This is a genomic window from Gordonia jacobaea (assembly GCF_965344965.1).
Taxonomy (GTDB): domain Bacteria; phylum Actinomycetota; class Actinomycetes; order Mycobacteriales; family Mycobacteriaceae; genus Gordonia; species Gordonia jacobaea.
In genome coordinates, this window is the sequence record NZ_CBDRLS010000002.1 from 626,211 (window position 1) to 651,033 (window position 24,823).

Annotated in this window: 23 protein-coding genes; 11 read left to right on the plus strand and 12 right to left on the minus strand. The window is 65.5% G+C overall.

What is annotated here, in order from left to right; genetic code table 11:
- Nucleotides 1-53 precede the first annotated feature (53 nt).
- On the minus strand, nucleotides 54-1,349 hold the full coding sequence (locus tag ACRVY7_RS09030; RefSeq protein WP_431816805.1) for an aspartate aminotransferase family protein: 1,296 nt from the start codon (nucleotides 1,347-1,349) through the stop codon (nucleotides 54-56).
- Between the two features lie 126 nt (nucleotides 1,350-1,475).
- On the opposite strand from ACRVY7_RS09030, the gene ACRVY7_RS09035 reads away from it, so the two are divergent.
- A complete protein-coding gene (locus tag ACRVY7_RS09035; protein ID WP_431816806.1) occupies nucleotides 1,476-2,372 on the plus strand; it encodes a GntR family transcriptional regulator in 897 nt (298 codons plus the stop codon).
- Here the strand turns inward: ACRVY7_RS09035 and ACRVY7_RS09040 are convergent.
- The 3 genes from ACRVY7_RS09040 to ACRVY7_RS09050 form a co-directional block, all read right to left on the minus strand.
- Nucleotides 2,357-3,556 carry an O-succinylhomoserine sulfhydrylase gene (locus ACRVY7_RS09040; RefSeq protein ID WP_049700107.1) on the minus strand — a complete coding sequence of 400 codons (1,200 nt, stop codon included), beginning with the start codon at nucleotides 3,554-3,556 and terminating at the stop codon, nucleotides 2,357-2,359. The two genes, ACRVY7_RS09035 and ACRVY7_RS09040, sit on opposite strands and share 16 nt — an antisense overlap.
- On the minus strand, nucleotides 3,553-3,966 hold the full coding sequence (locus tag ACRVY7_RS09045) for a rhodanese-like domain-containing protein (protein ID WP_431816807.1): 414 nt from the start codon (nucleotides 3,964-3,966) through the stop codon (nucleotides 3,553-3,555). The genes ACRVY7_RS09040 and ACRVY7_RS09045 overlap by 4 nt, the downstream gene beginning before the upstream one ends.
- Before the next feature lie 185 nt (nucleotides 3,967-4,151).
- A complete protein-coding gene (locus ACRVY7_RS09050; protein WP_431816808.1) occupies nucleotides 4,152-5,018 on the minus strand; it encodes a LysR family transcriptional regulator in 867 nt (288 codons plus the stop codon).
- Between the two features lie 142 nt (nucleotides 5,019-5,160).
- Between ACRVY7_RS09050 and ACRVY7_RS09055 the strand changes: the two genes are divergently transcribed.
- Entirely contained in the window at nucleotides 5,161-6,075 is a 915-nt protein-coding gene (locus ACRVY7_RS09055; RefSeq protein WP_431816809.1) for a hypothetical protein, read from the plus strand.
- A 63-nt stretch (nucleotides 6,076-6,138) separates the two neighbouring features.
- Nucleotides 6,139-7,005: a 3-hydroxyacyl-CoA dehydrogenase family protein gene (locus ACRVY7_RS09060; RefSeq protein WP_431816810.1), complete on the plus strand. Its 867-nt coding sequence runs from the start codon at nucleotides 6,139-6,141 to the stop codon at nucleotides 7,003-7,005.
- Between the two features lie 21 nt (nucleotides 7,006-7,026).
- Here ACRVY7_RS09060 and ACRVY7_RS09065 read toward each other — a convergent pair whose 3' ends face one another.
- Nucleotides 7,027-7,527, minus strand: a complete 501-nt coding sequence (locus ACRVY7_RS09065) for an Rv0361 family membrane protein (protein ID WP_431816811.1) — start codon at nucleotides 7,525-7,527, stop codon at nucleotides 7,027-7,029.
- Nucleotides 7,528-7,641: 114 nt separating this feature from the next.
- Between ACRVY7_RS09065 and ACRVY7_RS09070 the strand changes: the two genes are divergently transcribed.
- Both ACRVY7_RS09070 and ACRVY7_RS09075 read left to right on the plus strand, forming a co-directional pair.
- Nucleotides 7,642-8,682: an ABC transporter substrate-binding protein gene (locus tag ACRVY7_RS09070; RefSeq protein ID WP_431816812.1), complete on the plus strand. Its 1,041-nt coding sequence runs from the start codon at nucleotides 7,642-7,644 to the stop codon at nucleotides 8,680-8,682.
- A gap of 148 nt (nucleotides 8,683-8,830) precedes the next feature.
- On the plus strand, nucleotides 8,831-10,222 hold the full coding sequence (locus ACRVY7_RS09075) for an FAD-dependent oxidoreductase (RefSeq protein ID WP_431816813.1): 1,392 nt from the start codon (nucleotides 8,831-8,833) through the stop codon (nucleotides 10,220-10,222).
- An 84-nt stretch (nucleotides 10,223-10,306) separates the two neighbouring features.
- On the opposite strand, the gene ACRVY7_RS09080 is transcribed toward ACRVY7_RS09075, so the two are convergent.
- The gene (locus ACRVY7_RS09080) at nucleotides 10,307-10,858 is read right to left on the minus strand and encodes a hypothetical protein (RefSeq protein WP_064867441.1); all 552 of its coding nucleotides are present in this window, start codon (nucleotides 10,856-10,858) and stop codon (nucleotides 10,307-10,309) included.
- A 264-nt stretch (nucleotides 10,859-11,122) separates the two neighbouring features.
- On the opposite strand from ACRVY7_RS09080, the gene ACRVY7_RS09085 reads away from it, so the two are divergent.
- From ACRVY7_RS09085 to ACRVY7_RS09095, 3 genes are read left to right on the plus strand one after another with little or no spacing between them, the layout of a single operon-like run.
- Entirely contained in the window at nucleotides 11,123-12,157 is a 1,035-nt protein-coding gene (locus tag ACRVY7_RS09085) for a FecCD family ABC transporter permease (RefSeq protein WP_049699973.1), read from the plus strand.
- Nucleotides 12,154-13,260 (plus strand): FecCD family ABC transporter permease, encoded by a 1,107-nt coding sequence (locus ACRVY7_RS09090; RefSeq protein WP_270484429.1) that lies wholly within the window; start codon nucleotides 12,154-12,156, stop codon nucleotides 13,258-13,260. Before ACRVY7_RS09085 ends, ACRVY7_RS09090 begins: the two co-directional genes overlap by 4 nt.
- Nucleotides 13,257-14,084 (plus strand): ABC transporter ATP-binding protein, encoded by an 828-nt coding sequence (locus tag ACRVY7_RS09095; protein ID WP_431816814.1) that lies wholly within the window; start codon nucleotides 13,257-13,259, stop codon nucleotides 14,082-14,084. Before ACRVY7_RS09090 ends, ACRVY7_RS09095 begins: the two co-directional genes overlap by 4 nt.
- A gap of 22 nt (nucleotides 14,085-14,106) precedes the next feature.
- Here the strand turns inward: ACRVY7_RS09095 and purT are convergent, their stop codons facing one another.
- Nucleotides 14,107-15,753 (minus strand): formate-dependent phosphoribosylglycinamide formyltransferase, encoded by a 1,647-nt coding sequence (purT, locus tag ACRVY7_RS09100; protein ID WP_431816815.1) that lies wholly within the window; start codon nucleotides 15,751-15,753, stop codon nucleotides 14,107-14,109.
- 112 nt (nucleotides 15,754-15,865) lie between these two features.
- Entirely contained in the window at nucleotides 15,866-16,210 is a 345-nt protein-coding gene (locus ACRVY7_RS09105; RefSeq protein ID WP_049700110.1) for a UBP-type zinc finger domain-containing protein, read from the minus strand.
- A 77-nt stretch (nucleotides 16,211-16,287) separates the two neighbouring features.
- On the opposite strand from ACRVY7_RS09105, the gene ACRVY7_RS09110 reads away from it, so the two are divergent.
- Nucleotides 16,288-17,877 (plus strand): Na+/H+ antiporter, encoded by a 1,590-nt coding sequence (locus ACRVY7_RS09110; RefSeq protein WP_431816816.1) that lies wholly within the window; start codon nucleotides 16,288-16,290, stop codon nucleotides 17,875-17,877.
- A gap of 3 nt (nucleotides 17,878-17,880) precedes the next feature.
- Here the strand turns inward: ACRVY7_RS09110 and ACRVY7_RS09115 are convergent, their stop codons facing one another.
- The 3 genes from ACRVY7_RS09115 to ACRVY7_RS09125 all read right to left on the minus strand — a co-directional run bounded on the left by ACRVY7_RS09115 (nucleotide 17,881) and on the right by ACRVY7_RS09125 (nucleotide 22,316).
- The gene (locus ACRVY7_RS09115) at nucleotides 17,881-19,428 is read right to left on the minus strand and encodes an adenylate/guanylate cyclase domain-containing protein (RefSeq protein ID WP_431816817.1); all 1,548 of its coding nucleotides are present in this window, start codon (nucleotides 19,426-19,428) and stop codon (nucleotides 17,881-17,883) included.
- A 26-nt stretch (nucleotides 19,429-19,454) separates the two neighbouring features.
- Complete coding sequence (locus ACRVY7_RS09120; protein WP_049700111.1) at nucleotides 19,455-20,798, minus strand: NAD-dependent succinate-semialdehyde dehydrogenase; 1,344 nt, start codon at nucleotides 20,796-20,798, stop codon at nucleotides 19,455-19,457.
- A 231-nt stretch (nucleotides 20,799-21,029) separates the two neighbouring features.
- Complete coding sequence (locus ACRVY7_RS09125; protein WP_431816818.1) at nucleotides 21,030-22,316, minus strand: adenylosuccinate synthase; 1,287 nt, start codon at nucleotides 22,314-22,316, stop codon at nucleotides 21,030-21,032.
- A 155-nt stretch (nucleotides 22,317-22,471) separates the two neighbouring features.
- On the opposite strand from ACRVY7_RS09125, the gene ACRVY7_RS09130 reads away from it, so the two are divergent.
- On the plus strand, nucleotides 22,472-23,098 hold the full coding sequence (locus ACRVY7_RS09130) for a hypothetical protein (protein WP_431817062.1): 627 nt from the start codon (nucleotides 22,472-22,474) through the stop codon (nucleotides 23,096-23,098).
- Nucleotides 23,095-23,958 carry a site-2 protease family protein gene (locus ACRVY7_RS09135; protein ID WP_064867391.1) on the plus strand — a complete coding sequence of 288 codons (864 nt, stop codon included), beginning with the start codon at nucleotides 23,095-23,097 and terminating at the stop codon, nucleotides 23,956-23,958. Before ACRVY7_RS09130 ends, ACRVY7_RS09135 begins: the two co-directional genes overlap by 4 nt.
- Before the next feature lie 33 nt (nucleotides 23,959-23,991).
- Here the strand turns inward: ACRVY7_RS09135 and ACRVY7_RS09140 are convergent, their stop codons facing one another.
- Nucleotides 23,992-24,792, minus strand: coding sequence for a polysaccharide deacetylase family protein (locus ACRVY7_RS09140; protein ID WP_049699981.1), 801 nt, complete (start codon nucleotides 24,790-24,792; stop codon nucleotides 23,992-23,994).
- Nucleotides 24,793-24,823 lie beyond the last annotated feature (31 nt).

Below are 24,823 nucleotides of genomic sequence, written 5' to 3' on the forward strand. Positions count from 1 at the left end.
TGGGTGCGTGCCCGCGTCGTGGAGCCCACACCCCCGCGCCGAACCACCCGCACTCAGAGCGACGCGGCGAGGGAGTCGGTCAGGATGTCGAGGCCCCGGTGGAGTTCGTCGTCGCTGGTCGTCAGCGGCGGAGCGATGCGGAAGATGCCGCCCATGCCGGGTAGCTGGACGATGTTCATGTGCAGTCCGCGCTCAAGGCAGGCGGCAGTCACCTTGGCGCCCAACGCATCCGCAGGTGTGCGCGACGCCTTGTCGGTCACGAGCTCGACGCCCTGCAGTAGTCCGCGGCCGCGGACGTCGCCGACAACCTCGACGTCGTCGCGCAGCCCGATCAGCCTCTCGCGCAGAACATCTCCGAGCTTGGCTGCACGCTCGACGAGTCCCTCTCGTTCGATCACGTCGAGCACCGTGAGGGCAACGGTCGCGGCGAGGGGGTCGGACGCGTGCGTGGTGTAGAACAGGAATCCTCGCTCTGCGCAACGGTCTTCGATCTCCGCGCTCGTCACGACGGCCGCGACGGGTAGGCCCGCGCCGAGAGTCTTCGAGAGCGTAAGAATGTGCGGCCCAACTCCGTCGCGCTCGAATGCGTACATCGTGCCGGTGCGGCCGAGTCCGGTCTGCGCCTCGTCGAGGATCAACAGCATGCCCCGGTCGTCGCACATCTGCCGCAGCCGCGCGAGGTATCCGTCGGGCAGTTCGATGATGCCACCCGACGACAAGATCGGTTCGACGATGCACGCGGCGAGCGAGCCGTTCGACTGCGTGTCGACGGCCGCAAACCCGTACTCCAGTTCGGCTTCCCAGTCGTAGGACCCGTCGGCGTTGCGGAACGGCGAGCGGTAGGCGTTCGGGGTGGGAAGCGTGAAGTTGCCCGGCAGCGTCGGGCCGTAGCCGCGCCGCCCCGCCGAGAACGTGGCAGCCGCTGCGCCAGAGGTCATTCCGTGCCACGACCGGTCGAACGAGACGATCTCGTAGCGTCCCGTAGCGAGCTTGGCCATCTTGATCGCCGCCTCATTCGATTCGGCTCCCGTGGTCAACAACACTGTGCGCGTGAGGTTGTCGGGCAGCGTCGTAGATAGCCGCGAAGCAAAGTCGACGACGGGCCTGCTGAGCATGCCGCTGAACAAATGGTCAAGCGTGGCAACCGAATTCGATACCGCTTCGACGATCGCGGGATGCGAATGGCCCAGCACGGCGCTCATCTGACCCGACGTGAAGTCGAGGATCGCGTTGCCGTCGGAGTCGTAGACGTACGACCCCGAGGCGCGTTCGATGATGCGCGGAGTGAACGCAGGGATGTAGCGGATCAGGTGTCGCTGGGCGGCATCCCAGAAGGCGTCGTCTGTCATGGTCGTCCTCAGATCGGTCGTGCGGATCATCCAACTATGGCATAGTCGGTTAGGACATTCATCTTTCAGGAGCACACGACCCCGATGGGACCTCAACCGCCGATCAGCGTCAGCGAGCACTCTGACATGCCCATTTATCGGCAGATCGTCACCCAGTTGACCTTCATGATCGAGATGGGCCAGCTCGGCGCCGGCGACCGCCTACCCGGTTCCCGCATGCTCGCCGACAATCTCGGCATCAACCGGAACACCGTCGCCAGGGCTTACGGCGACCTACGCGCGGCCGGGCTTGTCGAATCGCGGGGCCGCGGCGGGATGGTCGTGCTCGCCGCGACGTCGACGCAGCCGCGGTCCGAAGCACGCGATACCGCCCGCGAGACACTGCAACTCGCGGTCGACGAGTGCCTGCAGCTCGGGCTCTCCCCCACCGAAATCGGCGATCTCGCGCTGAATCTCGCTGTCACACAATCCGATTCACCTCGCGTGTACTTCGTCGAGTGCAACGACGACCGCGCCGACTACTTCGCAGACGAACTCACCGAGAAGCTCGGCATTCGGGTCACTCCGCTCGTGCTCGACCACTTCGACCCAGACGCCGTCCCAGCAGACCTGGTACTCACCACGTTCTTCCACCTCGCGCAGGTCCGCGGGTTGATGAGTGATCGCGCCGAGGTGGTGGCCATTGTCGTCGCGCCGCACGTCCGCACGCTCATGCAGATCGCCGACGTCCCGCCCGAGCAGAAGGTCGGGCTCTGGTACAACACCGCCGATCAGGCTGCGAGCGTGCGGGATTCGCTCTCAGCCGCGGGCATCACAGACGTCACGATGCTCGACGGGACCTCCGACGACGAGCTCGCAGGACTCGACGTCGTCGTGATCCCCAGCGAGACAGCAGAACTCGCCGACCGGCTCTCGCAGCGGGTACGCGTCATCGAGTTCGGCAACGTCCTCGACGACGCATCGGTGCGCATGGTTCGAGAAGTGCTGCGCGACCTACGGGCGACGAGTCAGCCCAGCGCCTGATCCAGATCGCCGAGCAGGTCGTCGACGCCCTCGAGCCCGACCGATAGTCGCACCACCGAGTCGCTGAGCCCGATCGCCGCCCGACCATCCGGACCCATCGCGCGGTGCGTCGTCGTGGCGGGGTGGGTGATGAGCGACTTGGAGTCGCCGAGATTGTTCGAGATGTCGATGACCTGCAACGCGTTGAGCACCTCGAATGCCCGCTTCTTGCCGTCGACGCCGTCGTGGTCATTGAGTTCGAACGTCACGACGGTGCCGCCGCCCGACATCTGCTTGGTCGCGAGGTCGTACTGCGGATGCGATGTGATGAACGGGTACTTGGTCCACCGCACGCGTGGGTCGGCCTCGAGGAATTCGGCGATCCGCAACGCCGACGCCACCGATGCGTCGACGCGCAGGCGCATGGTCTCGAGCCCCTTGAGCAGCGTCCACGCGTTGAACGGACTCAACGCGGGACCGGTATGACGCATCAGAGTCTGCACCGGACCGTCGATGTACTCCTTGGTTCCCAACACCGCACCGCCCATCACGCGGCCCTGGCCGTCGATGTGCTTGGTACCCGAGTAGACGATCACGTCGGCGCCGAGGTCGAACCCACGTTGCAGTAGTGGTGTGGCGAAGACGTTGTCCAACACCACCTTTGCGCCCGCAGCGTGAGCAAGCTCAGAAACCTTCGCGACGTCGACGAGAGTCTGCATCGGATTCGACGGCGTCTCGAAGAACACTGCGTCGGTCGGCGTCGACAGCGCCTGCTCCCATTGGTCGAGGTCCTCGCCGTCGACGAAAACCGTTTCGACGCCCCAGCGCGGCAGGATCTCGTTGCACACCACGAAGCACGAACCGAACAGGCTGCGCGCCGCGACGAGGCGATCGCCCGCCTTCAGTAGCGCACCGAGCGCCACGAACACCGCGGCCATGCCGCTCGCCGTCGCGAAGCATGCCTCAGCGCCGTCGAGCAGGCGCAGTCGCTCCTCGAACATGGCTGTCGTCGGATTTCCGTAGCGGGAGTAGACGAATCGCTCGTCCTCACCGGTGAATGCGCGCTCGGCCGCTTCCGCGGAGTCGTAGACGTAGCCGCTGGTGAGATAGAGCGCCTCGGAGGTCTCGAAGAAGCCGGAGCGAGCCAGGCCACCGCGGACGGCGAGGGTGTCGAAGGAAACGCCTTCTGGCAGTTCGTGACTCACGACTGCCTCCACGGAAGATTCGACGCACGCCACCCGACGGCACCGCGGTGGTCGTTCTCGTCGAGCCCACCCTCGAATCCGTCGAGAACGTTGTACGCCTTGGTGATTCCCGCTGCGGTCGCGGCCTCGGCGGCTCCGATCGAGCGATGACCCGAGCGGCACAGGAAGATCACTTCGTTGTCGTCACGAATACCCGCATCGCGCAGTTCCGCGATGAATGCTTGGTTGGGCGACCCGTCGGGAAAGGTGTTCCACTCGACGAAGACGGCGTTCTTCTCGATGACTTCCAGATCCGGAACGCCGACGAATGCCCATTCCGCCGTGGTGCGACAGTCGACCAGAACCGTGTTGGGGTCGGTCTCCAGCATCTCCCAGGCCTGCTGGGGAGTCAGATCGCCTGCATAGGTCATGCCCTGCACACCTTCCGCTCTCTGTTGTCGCCTATCCCGAACGCACTGCTGGCCGGGAGTTTCGTCGCCTAGCAATGTACTCGCGCGCCGGTCATGGCGTGATTTCGACCCGAGCCCGCCATGACCCCGGCCCGCCACGACCCGAGCCCACCACGACGCAGACTGTCCCACCCGGACCCCGACAGTCACGCGTCCACCGCAAGTGCTGCGACGACGGCGTCGAGATCGTCGCTGTCGGCGCGCCTGATCGCCCACGTGTCCATGGGCATGGCGAGATCGGAGATGGGAAGAAGCGTGAACTCACTGCGATCGATAGCGCGCATCGACTCCGTCTCCTCCGGAACCAGGGTGAAGCGGTCGCCGCCGCGGAGCATCAATGCCATTCCTGAGATGGTGGAGTAGCGGTGCGAGGCGTCGACCAGCACACCGAGATCGCGCAGGAGCCGCGTGTACGGCCCGTACCGCAGGTCCCAGTGCCTCGGGCCGGACACCAACGTCATGCCCCGCAGGTCAGCGGTCGTGATTGTGGGTGCCCCAGCGAATCGCGACGCGTCGACGACGGCCACGACTCTCGACGACGCGAGCAACGTGCCCACAAGGTCGGGATGGTGTTCGGGAAGATGCGAAATCGCGAGATCGATCTCGCCGCCGAGGAGCTGCTCCGGCATCTCCAGCGACGGCATCTGGGAGAAGATCACCCGATGCGTTTCGTCAACCTGGTCGGCAACCGCCGAGATGCGTCGACGCTGTGCCTGTGTGAGCTCGTCCGGAACGGCAACCCGTAGGTCCGTGTGCTGGGTCGCGCGCACCGCGGACGGTAGTGCGTCGAGATCTGCGACGACCCGTTCTGCGAGCGGAATCAATGCTCGACCCGCATCGGTGAGTGCGGTGTGATGTGTCGACCTGTCGAAGAGGCGGACGCCGAGCTCGGACTCCAGCGCCTTGATCCGCTTACTCAGCGGAGGCGCGGACATGTGGAGTGATTCCGCCGCCCTGGTGAAGTTCAGCTCACGTGCCACAGCGAGGAAGTACCGCAGGTGCATGACATCCATAGAAATATCCAACGCTCCACATCGAACTTGGTATTTCCGTTTGGGCAACACAGGAGCGTCCAAACCGATCGTTCCCTTCCGTTCACGACGCTCCTAGCGTGGAGGTAAATGAGCTCTGTTCGCGAGCACACCGGGAGGCACCATGTTCGAGCATCTGTACGTTCTGGATGGCCGCAACCACTCCATCGTGCGGGTCGATCCCGGTGACGGCTCCGTCGAGACCGTGACCGATGAGACGGGCTACATGCCGGACGGGATCGTCACCACGCCCGACCGCATCTACTGGACGACGATGGGCAAGCCCACCCGCGCCGCGGTGACAGCCGACACCTCGTCAGACGAGGCCTGGGATTTCAGCGCTCCGAACGGCTCGGTGCGCACCTGTGCCCTTGACGGTTCCGGACAGACCCAACTGGTTCCCGACGGCGCCATCACCACCGGCAAGCAGCTCACCGCCGACTTCGACGCGGGTATGCTCTACTTCTGCGACCGCGAGGGCACGACGGTCTATCGCGTGGCCACCGACGGCACCGGCCTCACCCCGCTGGTGCACAACACCCGCGACGACACCTGGACACAGGAATGCGTCGGTGTCGCGAGTGACCCTGTCGGCGGGTTCCTGTACTGGACGCAGAAGGGCCCGAGCAAGGGCGGACGCGGAAAGATCTTGCGCGCAGGCCTCGACCTCCCGGAGGGCGAAACCGCTTCCACCCGAACGGATATCGAAGTGCTGTGGCATGACCTACCGGAGCCGATCGACCTCCACCTGGACCTCGACACGAACACAGTCTTCTGGACCGATCGCGGAGCAGCGCCGTCGGGCAACACGCTCAACCAGGCGGCGATACCCGACAAGGGTCACGCAGGCGCCACCCCGGAGATCCTCGCGCGCGGCTTCGACGAGGCGATCGGCCTGGCCGTCGACTCCGACGCCGGATTGGTCTACGTCAGCGACCTCGGCGGGTCGATCCGGTCTGTCGAGATCGGTGGCGACCACACCGTACGCGACATCATCCATCTGCCCGACTCGTCGTTGACGGGCATCGCCGGCATCTGAGACGCGGGGCCGAGGGACACCGAACATCCACCACCACAACATCTCTCGAAAGAAGTACACGCGATGAGCAATTACGCGAAATCCCTCGACGACATCGACGCACGGCCGGTTGCCGTCGTCGGGGCAGGCACCCTCGGACGTCGAATCGCTCTCATGTTCTCCACCCGGGGCGGCGAGGTGCGGATCTTCGACCAGAGCGCCGACCAACGCGAAGCAGCCGTTCAGTACGTCGATGACACCATCGACGAAACGCTGAAGATCATCGGCAAAGGCGCTGCGGGAAAGGTCATCCCGGCATCAACCCTCTCAGATGCGGTTGCCGGTGCGTGGCTGGTCGTCGAGGCCGTACCCGAGCGCCTCGACATCAAGATCCCACTGTGGGGCGAGATCGACGCCGCCGCAGACGGCGACGCGATCTTCGCGACCAACTCGTCGTCGTATGCGTCGTCGACGATGACCGAGAACGTGCGAAACCCGGAACGTCTGTGCAACATGCACTTCTACATGCCGCCGACGGCGAACGCCGTCGACCTCATGTCCGACGGCGACACGGCCCGCGACGTCCTCGACTCACTGCTCACCGTGCTACCCGAGTTCGGTATCCACCCGTTCGAAGCACGCAGGGAGAGCACGGGATTCATCTTCAACCGCATCTGGGCAGCCATCAAGCGGGAGTCGCTCGAAGTCGTCGCAGAGGGCGTGTCGACGCCGCACGACGTCGATGAGATGTTCAAGATCAACTGGCATATGCCAACCGGCCCGTTCGCGATGATGGACAGCGTGGGCCTCGACGTAGTGCTCGACATCGAAAACCACTACGCCGCAGAGAATCCGAACCTGCCGACCGGTCCGCGTGAATTGCTCAAGCGCTACGTCGACGAGGGCAAGCTCGGCCGCAAGACCGGCGAGGGCTTCTACACCTACGAGTGACTTCTATCCACGAGTCAACCGTCAGCTCGTGCAGAGCTTCCACGTACCGTCGTCCTTGACCACGACGACGCTGGTGGTCTGCTTGTCGTCGGGCGTCTTGTCGTAGTGCCAGTTCACCTTTGCCGTCGCGCGGTCGCCGTTGACCGCCACGTCGGTGATCTCCGGAATCACGATGCGCCCCTTGGACTCCACCAACGTCCGGTTCTGCCTGACGAATTCCTGCTCGGAGATGAACGACGACGACGACGTGTCGACAGCGCACGTCGTCTGCTTGTACTTGCCGTAGTCGACGTTGTTGCGGGCTGTGTAGTTGTCGTTGATCGCGAACTGGACCTGTCCGGAATCGCTTGCGCGCTCCTCCGCCGGACGCAGCACGTTGGACAACACGACGCCGAGAATCGCCAGCACCACGATCACCAACGCAACCCAGAACGGCCAGGCGTCTTTCCAGGTGCGTGGGCGCTCGTCGTCGGCATCGAGATCGCTACCGGGGTTTTTGCTGTCACGTGCACCGCTGGCCATGCCGGGCAGTGTAGTCATCGTCGAATCCGACCTTCACTACCCCCGATCCGGACATCTGCGGCAACACATCTCGTAAGGTGACCCTAAGAGCGCCATCTACGAGAGGACCACCCCGTGCCCCACTCACGACACGTCCGCCCACTGCTCGCCGTGTTCGCGACCATCGCGGCGTCGACTCTGGTTCTCGTCGGATGCTCGGCCCCCGACGAACAAGAAGACTCTGCCGGTTCGTCGGCACCCGCGGCCGAACCTGGCGCACTGCCGGTCACCATCGAGCACAAGTACGGCTCGACGACCATCTCCACCCAGCCTTCTCGCGTCGCCGCAATGGGAGTTGGCGACGGGGACACGCTGCTCGCCCTCGGGATCACCCCGACGACGATCGCTCCGTTCGCCGATCCCACACAGCGCAGCGCCCCGTGGAATGCCGAACTCCTCGGCGACGCAAAGCCCGAGATTCTGCCCAACGTGTCGGCGGAGTTCGGTGCGCAGATCTCCAAGGCACTCTCGACCAACCCGCAGCTGGTCACCGCGGTCGGCGCGGCGCCCACCCGCGAGCAGTACGACACCCTGAGCAAGGCCGTGCCGACCATCGTGCGACCCGCCCAGTACCAGGACTGGCAGGTGCCGTGGGACGTCCAGACCACCGAGATCGGTAAGGCCGTCGGACTTCCCGACGCGGCGTCGAAGAAGATCGCCGAGTCAAAGAAGCACGTCGCCGATCTGGTTGCCCAGCATCCGGAGCTCAAGGGCAAGACAGGTGTCGTGGTCACCGGGTCGACAGACGGTGGTGTCTCCATCTACGGGCCGGGTGACGGGCGTGCGCAGATGCTCGCCGACTACGGACTCAGCTTCCCCGAGTCGCTCAAACCGACGATCACCAGCGGCTTCTACGGTTCGATCTCGGCCGAGAGGCTCGACATGCTCAACGCAGCGGACGTGGTGGTCACCGTGGACTGGTCAGGCGCGAACGCCAAGCTCAAGGCCGATCCGACGTGGAACCGCCAGGCGTACGTCACGCAGGGCCGAACCGTCTATCTCGACCAGCAGGTCGGCAGCGCGATGTCGGTGCCAACGGTGCTGACGGTTCCGTGGGTCGCCGACCAGGCGGTCACACCGATCGCCGAAGCAGCGGGTAAGCGCCCGACGAGTTAGCGAGACTACTGAGGTAACCCTCACAGATGATTTTGGTTAGCGGTGCCCAGCGCCTACCGTAGAGGGGATAAGCGTCGACGCTCCGCCGCACTCCAGCGACATACCTGGCGCGTCGAGAAACCCCTGAGCACGAGGTAGACGACACTCTATGACTGATCAGAGCCGCCCGCTGCGGGTTGCCATCGTCGGAGCCGGCCCCGCCGGCATCTACGCCGCCGATGCCTTGATGAAGTCCGACACCGCCAAGGATCGCGGCGTCAGCATCGATCTGTACGAGCGCATGCCCGCGCCGTTCGGCCTGATTCGCTACGGCGTCGCGCCCGACCACCCGCGCATCAAGGGCATCATCACCGCGCTGCACAAGGTCCTCGACAAGCCGCAGGTCCGCCTGCTCGGCAACATCGACTACGGCACCGACATCACACTCGACGAGCTCAAGTCGCACTACGACGCCGTGATCTTCTCGACCGGCGCCACCGACGACCGCGCACTCGACATCCCCGGTATCGACCTCGATCGCAGCTACGGCGCGGCACAGTTCGTCGCCTGGTACGACGGACATCCCGACTTCCCGCGCGAGTGGCCGCTCGAGCAGGAGAAGGTCGCGGTCATCGGCGTCGGCAACGTCGCACTCGACGTCGCGCGCGTGCTGGCCAAGACCGGCGACGAACTGCTCCCCACCGAGATCCCCGCCAACGTCTACGAGGGCCTCAAGTCCAACAAGGCCGTCGAGGTCCACGTATTCGGACGCCGCGGCCCCGCACAGGCGAAGTTCACGCCGCTCGAGCTCAAGGAGCTCGACCACTCGCCCAACATCGAGGTCGTCGTGAGCCCCGAGGACATCGACTACGACGAGGGCTCGGCCGTCGCCCGTCGCGGTTCCAAGATCACCGACCAGGTCGCGACGATCATCGAGAACTACGCGATGCGTGAGCCGAAGGAAGGCGCGATCCACAAGCTCTTCCTGCACTTCTTCGAGAGCCCGATCGAGATCCTCGGCGAGAACGGCGAGGTCGTCGGACTGCGCACCGAGCGCACCCAGCTCGACGGCACCGGCAACGTCAAGCCGACCGGCAAGCACACCGACTGGGACGTCACCGCGGTGTACCGCGCCGTCGGCTACCTCTCGGACAACCTGCCCCACATCCCGTTCGACTCGCAGGCGGGCGTCATTCCCAACGAGGCAGGCCGCATCTTCGACGACGGCTCCCACCTCACCGGCCTCTACGCAACCGGTTGGATCAAGCGCGGACCGGTCGGCCTCATCGGTCACACCAAGGGCGACGCCAACGAGACCGTCGAGTGCATCATCGAAGACATGGGTAATGGCGAACTGCTCGACCCCGCCAACCCGTCGGAAGACGCGATCATCGAGCTGCTGGAGTCCAAGAACATCCCGTTCACCACGTGGGACGGCTGGTACCGCCTCGATGAGCACGAGCGCGCCCTCGGCGCCGCTGAGGGCCGCGAGCGCGTGAAGGTCGTCGAGCGCGAGGACATGATCGCCGCATCGGAACCGCACAAGGTTCAGAAGGCCTGACAGACAGCAATAAAGAACGCCGACCGGATTTCCGGTCGGCGTTCTTTATGTGAGAGGGACCGATCGCCGGGCGATCGGGGTGTATCAGTTCTGTGCGGCCGTGACTGCGGCGGCCGGAGGAGCCTGGTTACCCGCGTTGTTGTTCGACGGCGCAACCTTCTGCGTGTTCGGGGCGGTTCCGTTCTCGCCCTTCTGCTGGTCAATGTTCCACCAGAAGCCCGCGTTGTTGAGAATGTTCTCGGTCTGGGCTCCGATGGTGTACCCGGAGATCGACGACGGGAAGCAGCTACGCCAGGTGGTCTCCGATGCCATGTAGAACTGGCCCGGCTTCAGCACACCCGCAGGCTGACCCTTGATCGCGGTCTTCTTCGTCGGGCCACCGAACTCGGTGACGTTCACGTTGGTCATGGTCGATCCGCCGATGTTCTTCACGCCCATCCAGCGGTGCATGCGCCAGCCCGGTAGGTTGTCCCAGGTGGGGCCCCAACCCTTGAAGTAGCAGTTGACTCCGCCGTATAGCGCGAGATCGCCGGCGGGATCGGCAGCGTGGGCGGGTGTAGCAGCAGCGATGGAGCCGGCGGCGATACCGCTGGCGGCGGCAACCGCGGCGATGGCGCGCTTCACAGACTTCTTCATGTCGTATGACCTTCCTGATTCACGTGTTTCGTCGTGCGTGTACCGACCTGCGAGCTGTCGACGCACCGGGATGCGACTGTGGACGTTCACCCCGACGGTTCGTCCCGTCTGAACATGCTTATCGGAAACTCACAGGAACTTGTTACCGGCGCTGAACATCTTGCCCGTTCAGCAATCACTCTGTGACATCCCTCCTGGGCTTCACTGTGCGACTCCGACCTGGACCGAATAACGGACATCGCGACTCAGGTAAGGTTGCCCTTCGTGCGTCGAATATCCGGTTTGTTGGTGATCGTTGCGGTCCTCGCCGCGGCGGTCGTCGCGTCGGTGATCATCGGCACACGCAACGTCCCACCTGCGCAAACCTGGGATGCGTTCACCTCAGGTGTCAGCCAGATCTGGAACTCGATCATCCACCTGCGCGCACCATCGGTCAGCAAGCCCGACGACGTCGCGGGCATCGTCTGGGATCTGCGCATCCCGCGAACCGTGCTCGGGCTGCTCTGCGGTCTGGCGATCGGCGCAGCGGGTGCGATCACGCAGGGACACACCCGCAACCCCATCGCCGATCCCGGCATGCTCGGCGTCAACGCGGGCGCCGCGTGCGCTGTGGTGTGCGGGGTCTACGTACTCGGGATCTCCTCGCCGATGGCGTTCATGGGATTCGGCCTACTCGGCGCCATCGTCGCGTCGTGCGCGGTCTTCGGCGTCTCGGCACTCACCGGTACCGGCCCGGTCACGCTGATCCTCGCGGGAACCGGGCTCTCGGCGATGCTCACGGCGATCACGTCGGCCGTGGTTCTCTCCGATACGGCTTCGCTCGACGCCTGGCGGTTCTGGAGTGTCGGCTCGACGTCCGGGCGCGGCATCGACATCTTCTGGGCGGCGCTGCCGTTCATCGTCGCCGGACTGGTCCTCGCGCTGGCGAGCGGGTTCTTTCTCAACATCCTGAGTCTCGGCGACGAGATGACGACGGCGCTCGGCTCACGCGTGCTGGTGATCCGTGCTGTCGGTATCGCTGCGATCACCCTGCTCGTCGGGGCGGCGACCGCCGCCTGTGGCCCCATCGTGTTCCTCGGACTGGTCGTACCGCATATCGCCCGCGCGTTCACCGGACCCGACTACCGCTGGATCATCCCCTACTCGGCACTTATCGGCGCGACACTCATGCTGGTCTGCGACGTCATCGGACGAGTCATCGCCCGCCCCGGCGAGGTCCAGGTCGGCGTCGTCCTCGCGATGGTCGGGGCGCCGTTCCTGATTGCCATGGTCCGCCGACAGAAGCTGACAAACGTATGACGACCGAGACCAAGCCCGAGACCACGGCCGCACCGACTCCCGAACGCCGACGCCTCGTCGTCCGCATCGGTCCGTCGTCGTGGGTGGTGCGTCCCCGCATGGTCGCGGTGACACTCACCGGACTCGCACTGATGCTGCTGCTGTTCCTGTTGAGTGTCGGTGTCAGCGACTATCCGCTGACACCGCTCGACGTCGCGCGCATTCTTCTCGGTGGCGGCACCCGCATCGAGAACGTCGTCGTGCTCTCGGATTCCCTTCCCCGCGCACTGGTCTCGGTGTTGGTCGGTTTCGCGTTGGGTACGGCAGGCGCACTGAGCCAGTTGATTGCGCGCAATCCCCTTGCCACGCCAGACATTCTGGGTATCACAGCAGGGTCGAGCGCTGCCGCTGTCGCCGCCATCGCCTTCGCAAACAGTTGGGGCGCATGGCTCGCCGGCGTCGGTGTCCCCGCCGCTGCGCTCATCGGCGGTCTCGTGACAGCGATCGTCATGTACGTGCTCGCCTGGCCCGGACGTAAGGCCAACCACGGCATCAACCCGCTCCGACTCGTGCTGATCGGCGTCGGCGTGACCTGGTTGCTGCAGGCCCTGACGTCCTTCCTCCTCACCCGCGCCGACATCAAAGACGTTGCCCGCGCACAGGTCTGGCTCGTCGGGTCGGTATCCCAATCGACCTGGTCGAGCGTATGGCCCGTCGCGATCGCAGTCGTACTCGGCATCGTCGTGATCACGATGATGTCCCGCCAGATCGACGCGCTGTCGCTGGGCCAGGACATGGCGCGTGGGCTCGGAGTGCGCACCACCGCGGTGTCGACCACGGTGCTGCTCGTCGCGGTCGGATTGACCGCGATGGCGGTATCGGCAGCCGGCCCCATCGCGTTCATCGCCCTGCTCGCACCGCAGATCGGGATGCGGTTGGCCAGGACTCCGGTCCCAACGCCGCTGCTGGCGGGCGTGATCGGAGCGATCCTCGTCCTCGCCGGTGATCTGTTGTGCCGCACGATACTTCCCAATGGACTTCCGGTCGGCATCGTCACCGCAGCAGTGGGCGGACCGTTCCTCATCTATCTCATGATCTCGATGTCACGGAAGGCGACAGTATGAGCAGACTCGTCGGCCAAGGACTCTCCGTCGGCTACGACGACCGCGTCGTCATCGAGGGTCTCGACGTCGAGATCCCCGACGCCGCGGTCACGACGATCATCGGCCCCAACGGATGTGGCAAGTCGACGCTGCTGCGTGCCATGTCGCGCCTGCTCCACCCGCGCGAAGGCGTCGTGCTTCTCGACGGTTCCGACATCAACCACACCAAACCGAAAGAGGTCGCACGCAAGCTCGGGATACTCCCCCAGAATCCCGTCGCACCAGAGGGACTCACCGTCGCCGACCTCGTCGGCCGTGGCCGGTTCCCCCACCAGAAGTGGTACCAGCAGGCATCTCCCGACGACGAGGCCGCAGTGGCGTCGGCGTTGGAAATGACCGGGACGACGGACCTGGCCGATCGGCACATCGACGCATTGTCCGGCGGTCAGCGCCAGCGCGTGTGGATCGCGATGACGCTCGCGCAGGGCACCGACCTTCTCCTGCTCGACGAGCCGACCACCTACCTCGACCTCGCGCACTCCGTCGAGGTACTCGACCTCGTGTACTCGCTGCGCACCGAACACGACAAAACCGTGGTCATGGTGCTACACGATCTGAATCTCGCTGCCCGCTACAGCGATTCGCTGTTCGTGATGACGGCGGGAAAGATCGTTGCGCAGGGCACTCCCAATGAGGTCATCACAGAAGAACTACTCGACGACGCGTTCGGACTGAACGCGCGCGTGATCACCGACCCCGTGTACGGCGACCCACTGATCATTCCGATCGGAACCCGCAGTGCGCGAACCGAAGTCGGCTCGTCCGCCGGAGAACTCTCGAGCTGAGCTCTCGAACTGAACCTTCGAGCTAGTTCGACGACCGACCGGGCGTCACCGGGCGACCATTCGGCGCGGCGGGGTGCGGCGCGGGTTGCCGCACCGGGCGAGGCGCGGGCTGCTGCGGTCGCTGTCCGGCCACCGGCGGACGCTGCGCCCCCGCCGCGGGACGCTGTTCCGGCGCGGGCGGCCGTTGTTCTGCCGAGGGACGTTGCTGTGCCGCCGGTGGGCGTTGCCCTGCTGCCTGCGGGCGCTGCTGCGCAGCCGGCGCGCGTTGCGGGGCTGGCTGAGGACGTTGCCCCACAGGCGGTTTCGGCGGCGCGGGCGGACCGGGAGCACGAAGCGGCACGACGACGCCACGTCGAGCAGGCCTGCCGGGAACGGGTGTGACGATCGACGCGGCACGAACGGCGCGTTCACGGGCGGTGGTGACGTCGTCCGCGGTTGCGGTGACCACGCCCATCCTGCGACGGCGGAAACTCTCGGGCTTGCCGAAAAGTCGAATGTCGGTCTCGGGCAAAGCAAGTGCCTGCGCGACGTACTCGAACCCGATTCCCTTCTCGTCGAGCTGCCCGTAGATGACGGCCGACGCACCCGGTGAAGCGAGCGTCACGTCGACCGGAAGTCCCAGGATCGCCCTGGCGTGCATCTCGAACTCCGAGAGGCGCTGCGTCGCCATGGTCACGAGTCCGGTGTCGTGCGGGCGCGGTGAGACCTCGGAGAAGTACACGTCGTCACCCTTGACGAACAGTTCGACGCCGAAAATGCCACGGCCACCGAGGTTTCCATCGCCCATCGCTGTCGCGATGCGTGCGGCGATCGAGGTCGCGGCGCCCAGCGCGAAGGCACTCATCTCGTGCGGTTGCCAGCTCTCGACGTAGTCGCCGTTGACCTGCCGATGCCCGATCGGCGCGCAGAAGTGCGTCACCAACCGGCCGGTCGCCGGGTCGATCGCTCGCACCGTGAGCAGGGTGATCTCGTAGTCGAAATCGATGAAGCCCTCGACGATGACACGCTCGCCGGCAACACGTCCGCCGGTCGTCGCGGTCTCCCATGCCTTGTCGACGTCCTCCGGACCGCGCACCACGGTCTGGCCTTTGCCAGACGACGACATCACCGGCTTCACCACGCACGGATACCCGACCTGTTCGGCGGCGACAGTCAGCTCGTCGTGCGAGCCCGCGAACAGGTACGGCGACGTCGGCAGGCCGAGCTCCTCGTCGGCGAGGCGTCGAATTCCCTCGCGGTTCATCGTCGCCATCACCGCGGAAGCGGTGGGGATGACCTCCGCGAGGCCGCGGCGCTCGATGGTCGCCAACGCGTCGGTGGCGATGGCCTCGATCTCGGGAACGACGTACGCGGGCGAGTACTTCTCGACGAGGCCGATCAGCGCATCGCCGTCGGTCATGTCGATCACCTCGGCGTGATGCGCGACCTGCTGCCCGGGCGCACCCGCATAACGGTCGACAGCGATCACCTCGACGCCCAATCGCTGGAAGGCGATGATCAGCTCTTTGCCGAGTTCTCCGGCGCCGAGCACCATCACCCTGGTGGCGTTCGGCGACAGTGGCGTGCCGATGATGTCGGGCGGCCCCACGGTCGGCTGCGCGGGCGACACATCAGGTGTCGCCGCGCCGGTGGCGTGGTCGTCCGCGCTACTCCCGTTGATCGAGGTCATAGGAGCAATCCTACGTGCCGGATTTGCGCCTACGCGCCCCATCTCCCCGGTACTCATTCACTCGAACTCATCCCCGCGCACCCGACCGCCGCCTCAACCCATCAGACCGTGGTCAACCCATGACCTCGTGGATGTAGCACCAGCGCCAGACCTCGCCAGGCTCGGCCGAACGCATGACGGGATGGCCGACGTCGTGGAAGTGGGCTGTCGCGTGCTTGCGCGGACTCGAATCACAGCAGCCGACGTGGCCGCACTCGAGGCAGATCCGCAAATGCGCCCAGTGCTGCTCACCGAGTTGCATGCAGTCCTCGCACACACTGATGTCGCCGCGGGACGGACCCGGGTCGGCCGCCGGGTCGACCCCGATCTCCGCGAGCTCTGGACATCTGGCCTCGACACCACCGGATTCACCACGGGGGTCACCGGCGCGGGTACGGGATCGACCGAACAAACGCATACCCTCCATTATCCCCAACGGCCCGCTATCCCCGATGGCGTCGCGTCAAAGTCGCCAACTAGGGCTAGGTTTGCGCAGTGAGCGCTTCTCTTCTGCTCGTCGGAGTGCTGTCGGTGGTGATCGCAGCGCTGTCACGGCACTACAACCTGTCGGCGCCCCTGGTTCTGGTTCTCGCCGGGCTGGCGATCGGGTGGATACCCGGCCTCTCCGCGGCCGAACTCGACCCCGAGTTCGTGCTGTTCGTCATTCTGCCGCCACTGCTCTACTCCGCGGCGCAAGACAGCTCGTACCAGGAGATCCGCGCGAATCGTCGTGCGATCGGCATGCTTGCCATCGGTCTTCCGCTCGCCACCGCGGTGGTCGTCGGCCTCGTGGCGTACCTATCGGTGCCGCACCTGCCGCTGGCCGCCGCGCTGGTCCTCGGTGCCATCGTCGCGCCGCCCGATGCGGTGTCTGCCCAGGCGATCGGGCGCAGGGTCGGGCTTCCGCGTCGGATCATGACCCTGCTCGGCGGCGAGAGCCTGCTCAACGACGCGACCGCGCTCACCGCACTCCGGGTGGCGCTCGCGGCCGCGGTCGGTGCGACGACGTCGGTATGGGACGGCATCGAGACGTTCCTGCTCGCGGCGATCGGCGGTGTGGTCATCGGCCTGCTGATCGGCTACCTGGTGTTCCGTGTCCGCGACTGGCTGACCGACCCGACGATCGAGACGGCCATCGGGCTCATGGTGCCGTTCGCGACCTACTTCGTCGCCGAGGAACTGCACACCTCCGGCGTGATCGCCGTCGTCGTCGCGGGACTGTTCATCGGGCAGCGGTCGGTCCGTGTCGGCTACGCGACACGACTTCAGGACGAAGCCGTCCGCAAATCGATCGACGCGCTTCTCGAAGCGTTCGTCTTCTTACTGATCGGCCTGCAGTTGCCCGATCTCATCCGAGGCCTCGCCGGACAGTCCTGGCTCCACATCGCATTCGACGCCGCGATGGTCCTGATCGCCACGATCCTGGTGCGCTTCGCGTGGGTGTACCTGTTCACCTACGCCTCCCGCCTGCTGCCGGGAGTTCGACGACGAGAACCTCCGCCCAAACCGTCGTGGTTGTTCGTAGTCGGGTGGTCGGGCATGCGCGGCGTCGTCTCGCTTGCCGCGGCGTTCTCCATCCCCCTGACAACGGAGTCGGGCGAACCGTTCCCCGCCCGCGCGGAGATCCTGTTCCTGACCTTCGTGGTGGTCGTCGGCACCCTGCTGATCCAGGGTGTCAGCCTGCCGTGGGTGATCCGCCGACTCGGCGTCTACGACGACGACGCCGCCACCGACCGGCTCGCATACGCGGCAGCCCAGGATCGGGCATCACGCGAGGCCGAGGCCTACCTCGACACGATGGCAACAGACATCGGCGAACACGACCCGCGACATCTCCAGGTGGCGATGCTTCGCAAATGGATTACCACACAACGCAATACGGCCTGGGAGGAGCTCGGGCGCGGCCCGGAGGACATCGGCGAGAGTCCGACGGCAGCCGGAAACCGCATGCGCAGCAAGATGCTTGCGATCCAACGAAGAGTCTTCATCGACGAGCGCGACGCCGGGCACATCGACGACGAGGTGCTGCGTACCGCGCTGCGTCGCCTCGACTTCGCCGAGGGCGTCAACGACCGCGAGGCATAGCGGTCAGTCGTCGACCACCGCGGCGTAGACGCGCGTCTCCTCGGTACGCCCACGCAGCGAGGTCGTCTCCTGCTCCTCCCAGTGCGCCGCTTCCTGTGGATTCGCGACGTCGACGGTTCGTCCGGATGCCAGCGGTCGACGGGGATCGCGCTTGGCGAGTTCGGACAACCGCGCGCTCTCGTTGACCGGGTCGCCGATGATCGTGTACTCGAACCGTTCGATCGCCCCGACGTTGCCTGCTACCGCGGGCCCGAAGCCGACCCCGATCCCCGCCGACAGTTCTGGCACCCGACGCTCGAGTTCCCGAGCGATCTCGCGGGCTGTGCACAGCGCGGCACCCGCGGCGTCGTCGAGGTCGATCGGTGCACCGAAGATGGCGAGCACGGCGTCGCCCTCGAACTTGTTGACCAGCCCGCTCTGTTGCTCGACGGCCCGCACGATCACCGCGAAGAAGCGGTTCAGGATCTCCACAACCTCCGTCGGAGATCGTTCGGCGGCCAGCGTCGTCGAACCGATCACGTCGACGAACAGTGCCGCGACCGTGCGTTCGGTTCCGCCGAGTGCGGGGTCGGAGCTCAACGCCGCTTCAGCCACCTCACGACCGACGTGGCGGCCGAACAGATCTCGCATCCGCTCGCGCTCACGCAGGCCACTGACCATCGAGTTGAAGCCCACCTGCAGGTCGCCGAGTTCGGTGCCGTCGTAGACGACGAGGTCGACGTCGACATTGCCCGCCTGCACCTTGTTCATCCCGTTGCGGACACTCCGCAGCGGACCGGTGACACTCGTCGTGGTCAGCCACGTCAGGAGTAGCCCGGTACCGAGTGAGATCACCGCGAGCACGAACACACCGACGAAGAGGTCGAGCTTGCTGGTGTCCTGGCGGAACGCCCCGAAGGACACCAGAAGCAGGATGCCGACGATCGGCGTTGCCGACCCGACGATCCACGCGACCACCGCGCGAGACAGCACGCCGGAACGCTTGCGACGTCGGTAACCCGCACTGATCAGATCCGCGGACACCGGCCGCAGCGCGAGCTCGATCAACAGGTACGTGACACCGACGACCACGGCACCCGACAACCCGATGACGAAGAACATCTTCGGGATGAGCATCGGACTCTGGATCCCGTACATGATGGTGAACATCACGACCGCTCCGAGCCAGAGCGCGGCCTGCAGTCGCAGCAGCCTGCCCGCGACGCGCCTCGTCCGGCGCGCGTCGGCCGCGGTCGGCGGCTGTCGTCGAATGGCCCAGCGCAGGTCGCGGGTGATGGTGTAGGTACCCCAGCCGATTCCGACGACGAAGGCGAGCGCCACGTAGATCGGCACCGCGATGTAGTTGATCCACCACATCTCCGGCGCGAACGTCGACGGTTCGGGGATGCCGACGGACGACAGCGAGATGGTGACGACAGCACCGACGAAATTGGAGAGGACGATCGACCCGGTGAGGATCGTCTGAATGCGGATACGACGCTTGGTTGGGCCGTCACTCGCCGACCCGAGCAGGACCGAGCCGTAGTCGCGTTCCCCCCTGCCGCGGATCATCCACCTACTGTGTCACAGGCAACGAGTCAGCTGATCCGGATCATCTTCTTGTTGACGAACTCGTCGATGCCGAAACGTCCGAGCTCTCGACCGAAGCCCGAACGCTTGACGCCGCCGAACGGCAACTCCGCACCTTCGGCGCCGACGGCGTTGACGAAGACCATTCCCGCCTCGATCTTGTCGGCGACGCGTAGCGCCTGGTCGGCGTCGGTGGTGAAGACATACGACCCCAGACCGAACGGCGTGTCATTGGCCAGTTCGACGGCGGCGTCTTCACCCGACACCTTGTAGACGGTCGCGATCGGGCCGAACAGCTCCTGCTTGGCGACGATCGAGTCGGGGTCGACGCCGGTCAGCACGCCGGGCGGGAAGTATGCGCCCTTGCGTTCGCCTGACGACTCGAGGCTCGCGCCGGTGGCCAGCACCGAATTCACCTGCTCCTCGAGGCGCTCGGCAGCGGCAACCGATGAGAGCGGCCCCAGTCCCTCTCCGGCGGCCTTGACCTTCTCGGTGAACTTGACGATGAAATCGTCGTAGACGCTCTCGTCGACGATGAAGCGCTTCGCGGCGTTGCACGCCTGACCGGTGTTCTCGAATCGTCCGTCGACCGCTGCCGACACAGTTGCGTCGAGGTCGTCGGTGGAGAGCAGGATGAACGGGTCCGACCCGCCGAGTTCGAGGACGACCTTCTTCAGGTTGCGGCCGGCAACCTCTGCGACGGCGGCGCCCGCGCGCTCCGATCCGGTCAGCGAGACACCCTGCACGCGCGGGTCGGCGATCGCCTCGGCGATCTGCTCGTTGGTGGCGTAGACGTTCACGTACGCGCCGACCGGGTACCCGGCGTCGAGGAAGATCTGCTGCAGGGCGGCGGCGGATTCGGGGCACTGCGGGGCGTGCTTGAGCACAATTGTGTTGCCCAGCACCAGGTTTGGACCGGCGAATCGCGCGACCTGATAGTAGGGGTAGTTCCACGGCATGATGCCGAGCAGCACGCCGACCGCGCTGCGTCGAATGAACGCCGATCCCTCGCCCTCGAGCAGCGCGATGGGCTCGTCGGCGAGGAACTTCTCGGCGTTGTCGGCGTAGTACTCGTAGATCGCGGCGCTGAACTCGACCTCGCCGACGGACTGGTCGTACGGCTTGCCCATCTCGCGCACGATGATCTTGGCGAGCTCGTCTTTGCGCTCGGTGTGCAGTTCGCCGACGCGGCGGATCAGCGCTGCCCGCTCGGCGACCGTCGAGTTCTTCGACCACGTCGCGAACGCATCCGACGCCGCGGTGATCGCCGCTTCGACCTGCTCATCGGTGGCGGTCGGATACTCCTTGACGACGTCGCCGGTCGCGGGGTCGACGACTTGGTACAAGCTCATTGCGATTCTCCTCGTCTGCACGCACGGCCGCTCGGCCGACTTCACCTACGAATGTAGTAGTCGACGAGGCCGTGCGCTGAGTGAATCGACAATTTTACGACCCGATTGTTGCGGAATCCGCAACTCATGTCAGCGCCAAGTCACGGTTTTCGGTGACAACCGGCCACTTCTTGACGGATTCCGTACAGTCCTGTCCCCAGGGTGTGAATCTCCCGGTGAGGGAGTCCGATCTCAGATGATGGCCCGGCGGACGATCGTCTGGTCGCGACCGGGGCCGACGCCGATGCACGAGATGTGCGCGCCCGAGAGCTCTTCGAGTCGCAGCACGTAGTCCTGGGCGGTCTTCGGCAGGTCGTCGAACGTCTTGCACTGTGAGATGTCTTCCCACCAGCCGGGCATGTACTCGTAGACCGGCTTGGCGTGATGGAAGCCGGTCTGGGTCATCGGCATCTCGTCGACGCGCTCGCCGTCGACCTCGTAGGCGACACAGATCGGGACGCGGTCGAGGCTGGAGAGCACGTCGAGCTTGGTCAGAAAGTAGTCGGTGATGCCGTTGATGCGTGTCGCGTAGCGGGCGATCACGGCGTCGAACCAACCGCAGCGACGGGCACGACCCGTGGTCACACCGACCTCGCCGCCGGTCTTCGCGAGGTACTCGCCCCACTCGTCGAACAACTCGGTCGGGAACGGACCCGAGCCGACGCGCGTGGTGTAGGCCTTGAGGATGCCGAGCACCGTGGTGATCTTGTTCGGTCCGATACCCGACCCGACCGCAGCGCCGCCGGCCGTCGGATTCGACGACGTCACATACGGGTACGTGCCGTGGTCGACGTCAAGCAGCGTGCCCTGCGAACCCTCGAGCAGCACCGTCTCGCCGCGTTCGAGTGCCTCGTTGAGCAGGAGCTGCGTATTGGCGATGCGATGCTTGAAGCCCTCGGCCTGGGTGAGGACCTCGTCGACGACCTGCGCGGGTTCGAGTGCGCGGCGGTTGTAGATCTTGACCAGGATCTGGTTCTTGAGTTCGAGTGCGGCCTCGACCTTCTGCGCGAAGATCTTCTCGTCGAGGACGTCGGCCGCGCGCACGCCGACGCGCGCGATCTTGTCCTGGTAGCAGGGTCCGATGCCGCGTCCGGTCGTGCCGATCTTCTTGTTGCCCAGGAATCGTTCGGTGACCTTGTCGATCGCCACGTGATAGGGCATCAGCAGGTGGGCGTCGGCCGAGATCATCAGGCCGGTGGTGTCGACGTCGCGGTCCTCGAGACCGCTCAGTTCGGTGAGCAGCACCCCGGGGTCGACGACGACGCCGTTGCCGATGACGTTGTTGACGCCCGGCGTGAGGATGCCCGAGGGGATCAGGTGCAGGGCGAACGTCTCACCATTCGGGAGAACGACGGTGTGACCCGCGTTGTTGCCGCCCTGGTAGCGAACAACCCACTGCAGCTTCTCGCCGAGTAGATCGGTCGCCTTGCCCTTGCCCTCGTCGCCCCACTGGGCGCCGATAAGCACGATCGCTGCCATGTCCCCTACTCCTTAGTCGCGCGCATGCGGAACGCGCCGTAACGGACCTACCCTACTTGCTGACCGGGCAGAACCCTTGGGCGACGCCCCGACATCGACGTTGCGGCCCGACTACGCTCGTCGGCGTGTCCCATGCAGTTATCTCGTCGTCGACGGTGATCGTCGACGACGCCCGGCAGACTCCACCGACCCGCAAGGCGGTACGACGAGTCGTCGAGAGCGCGCTTTCCGACGCACCGAGCCGACTGATCGTCGAGCCCGGCGACAGTGCACACCCCGACGTTCTGCTCGCCGAGGTGGTCGCGATCCTGATGATCACCGAACGACTCGACGTCGAGGTCGCGTACACGCCGAGCGTCGCCACCCCGGCAACCCGGCGCTATGGCCTACCGCACGGACAAGCGGCCGTCGACCTCGCCCGTGACGGCGACGCTCACGACCTGCCGCTGATCCGCGACGACGCCGCCACCGTCCTCGTCGGCTTCGCACGACACCTCGGTGCCGAGGGCGCAAAGCTGCACGGCGAGAGCTATGTCGACGACGCCCGACTGTTCACCGGTTCGGTACGCGGTGTGCGGATCGAACCGACCCGCGAGGCACCGGGCGTACGCGCCCGTGTCGAACGCACACTCCGGCAGGGCAGCTGGCACGTCGGGCGCGCGGCACAGACCGGCGGGAGCAACCTCGTCGTCGAGCGTGAAGGCGTCCTGACCGAGCGGACCGTCAAACGCTCGACGTTCTACCGCCACCACATCGACTGGAAGCTGGTCTGCCACTCATGACGGGCAATGCGTGGGCGAGCGATCGGTCGGGGCATCCGACGCCCGGCGAGATCGCCCGCGCGATACGGCCGGGATGGTTGTTCTTCGCGTTCATCGCCGTCGCGGCCGTCGGCGGCTGGATGTGCGCGGTCTCGGCACCCGGTCGCAACGCGATGTCGATCGGCGGAACCCTGCTGCTCGTACTCGCCGGCTGGGTCATCTCGCTGTGTCTGCACGAATTCGGCCACGCCGTCACCGCGTTCCGGTTCGGCGATCGGAATGCCGAGTTGCGCGGCTATCTCACGCTCAACCCGATGCGCTATACGCATCCGGGGTTGTCGCTCGGCCTGCCGCTGCTGATCATTCTGCTGGGCGGTATCGGATTCCCCGGCGGCGCTGTGTATCTCGACGAACGCGGGATGACCAATCGGCAGAAGACTTTGGTCTCACTCGCCGGACCCGCGATGAACATCCTGCTCGCGGCGATCCTGTTGCTGGTCATCCGCATCGCCGCACCCGACGCCTACATCCCCCTCCACTCGGGTCTGATGTCGGGGATGATCCTGGCCGTCGACGGCATCAATCTGTGGGCGGCACTGGCGATGCTCGCCTTCTTGCAGATCACCGCGGCCGTGCTCAACCTGATTCCGATGCCGGGTTTCGACGGCTACAACGCCATCGAGCCGTACCTGTCGCAGCAGACACGCGCGAGCGCCGCCAAGATCGCGCCCTACGGGTTCCTGATCGTGTTCGCGCTACTGTTCATTCCTCAACTGAACGCCGCCTTCTTCGACCTCATCCGCTGGCTGTTCGAATTGTCCGGCGTGCCATCGAATCTCGCGAACCAGGGCTGGAACGTCTTCATGTTCTGGCGGACGTGATGTACCAGCGGGGCTGGCGGGCCGCTCCGCAATTCACGCCCTGCGCGTGACGAAGTAGTCGTCGAGCGTGACCATGTTGAGTCGACGCTCGCGAATGATCTCCACCAGCGTCGGATACACGTGGGTCACCGGCGGATGATTGGCATGGCCGATGATCACGGTCTGCGGATGGAAGTACTGCCGCGCGCACTGCACCAGATAGCGCTCGGTGATCAATCCCGAGTCCGAGAGCGACCCGAACCAGAGCACGGGCGTCGTGTATCCGAGTTCTGCGGCCACGGCGTCGACCGTGTCGTTGTGGTAGCCGTACGGCGGACGAAAGAACGGAGTGCCGTCGACGCCGAACGTGTTGCGTAGGAACCGCTTACACCGCGACAGCTCGTCCGCGACACCCTCTGTCGAGAGCGATGTCAGATCGGCGTGGGTCCACGTGTGATTGCCGAGCTGGATCTGACCGGATTCGACGAGCGGCCGTAGCTCGGCCTTGTGGTCTGTCCAGGAATCAAAGCCGCCGGTGACGAAGAAGGTGAACCGCGCGCCCGTGTCACGCGCGAATCGGATGTACGCACCGACGACCTCGGAGCTCGCGCCGTCGTCGACGGTCAGCGCGAGATGCCTTCCCGTACCCGGCAATCCGGTCAGTGTGCCCGCGGGAACCGGAACCCGTCGTGCAACGTCGGGTGGGGGTACCTGCGGAACAGGCGTCTGCGCAACCGATTTCGGAGTCGGCGACATCGGGTTGGTCGACGGCAAGGCCGTCGGTGCCGACGCGTCGACGCGCGCTGTCGCACATCCCCCGAGTGCAGTGACCAACCCTGCAGCCAAGACAGTCATGAACCCCCGACGTCTCACGGCTGTGAAGATA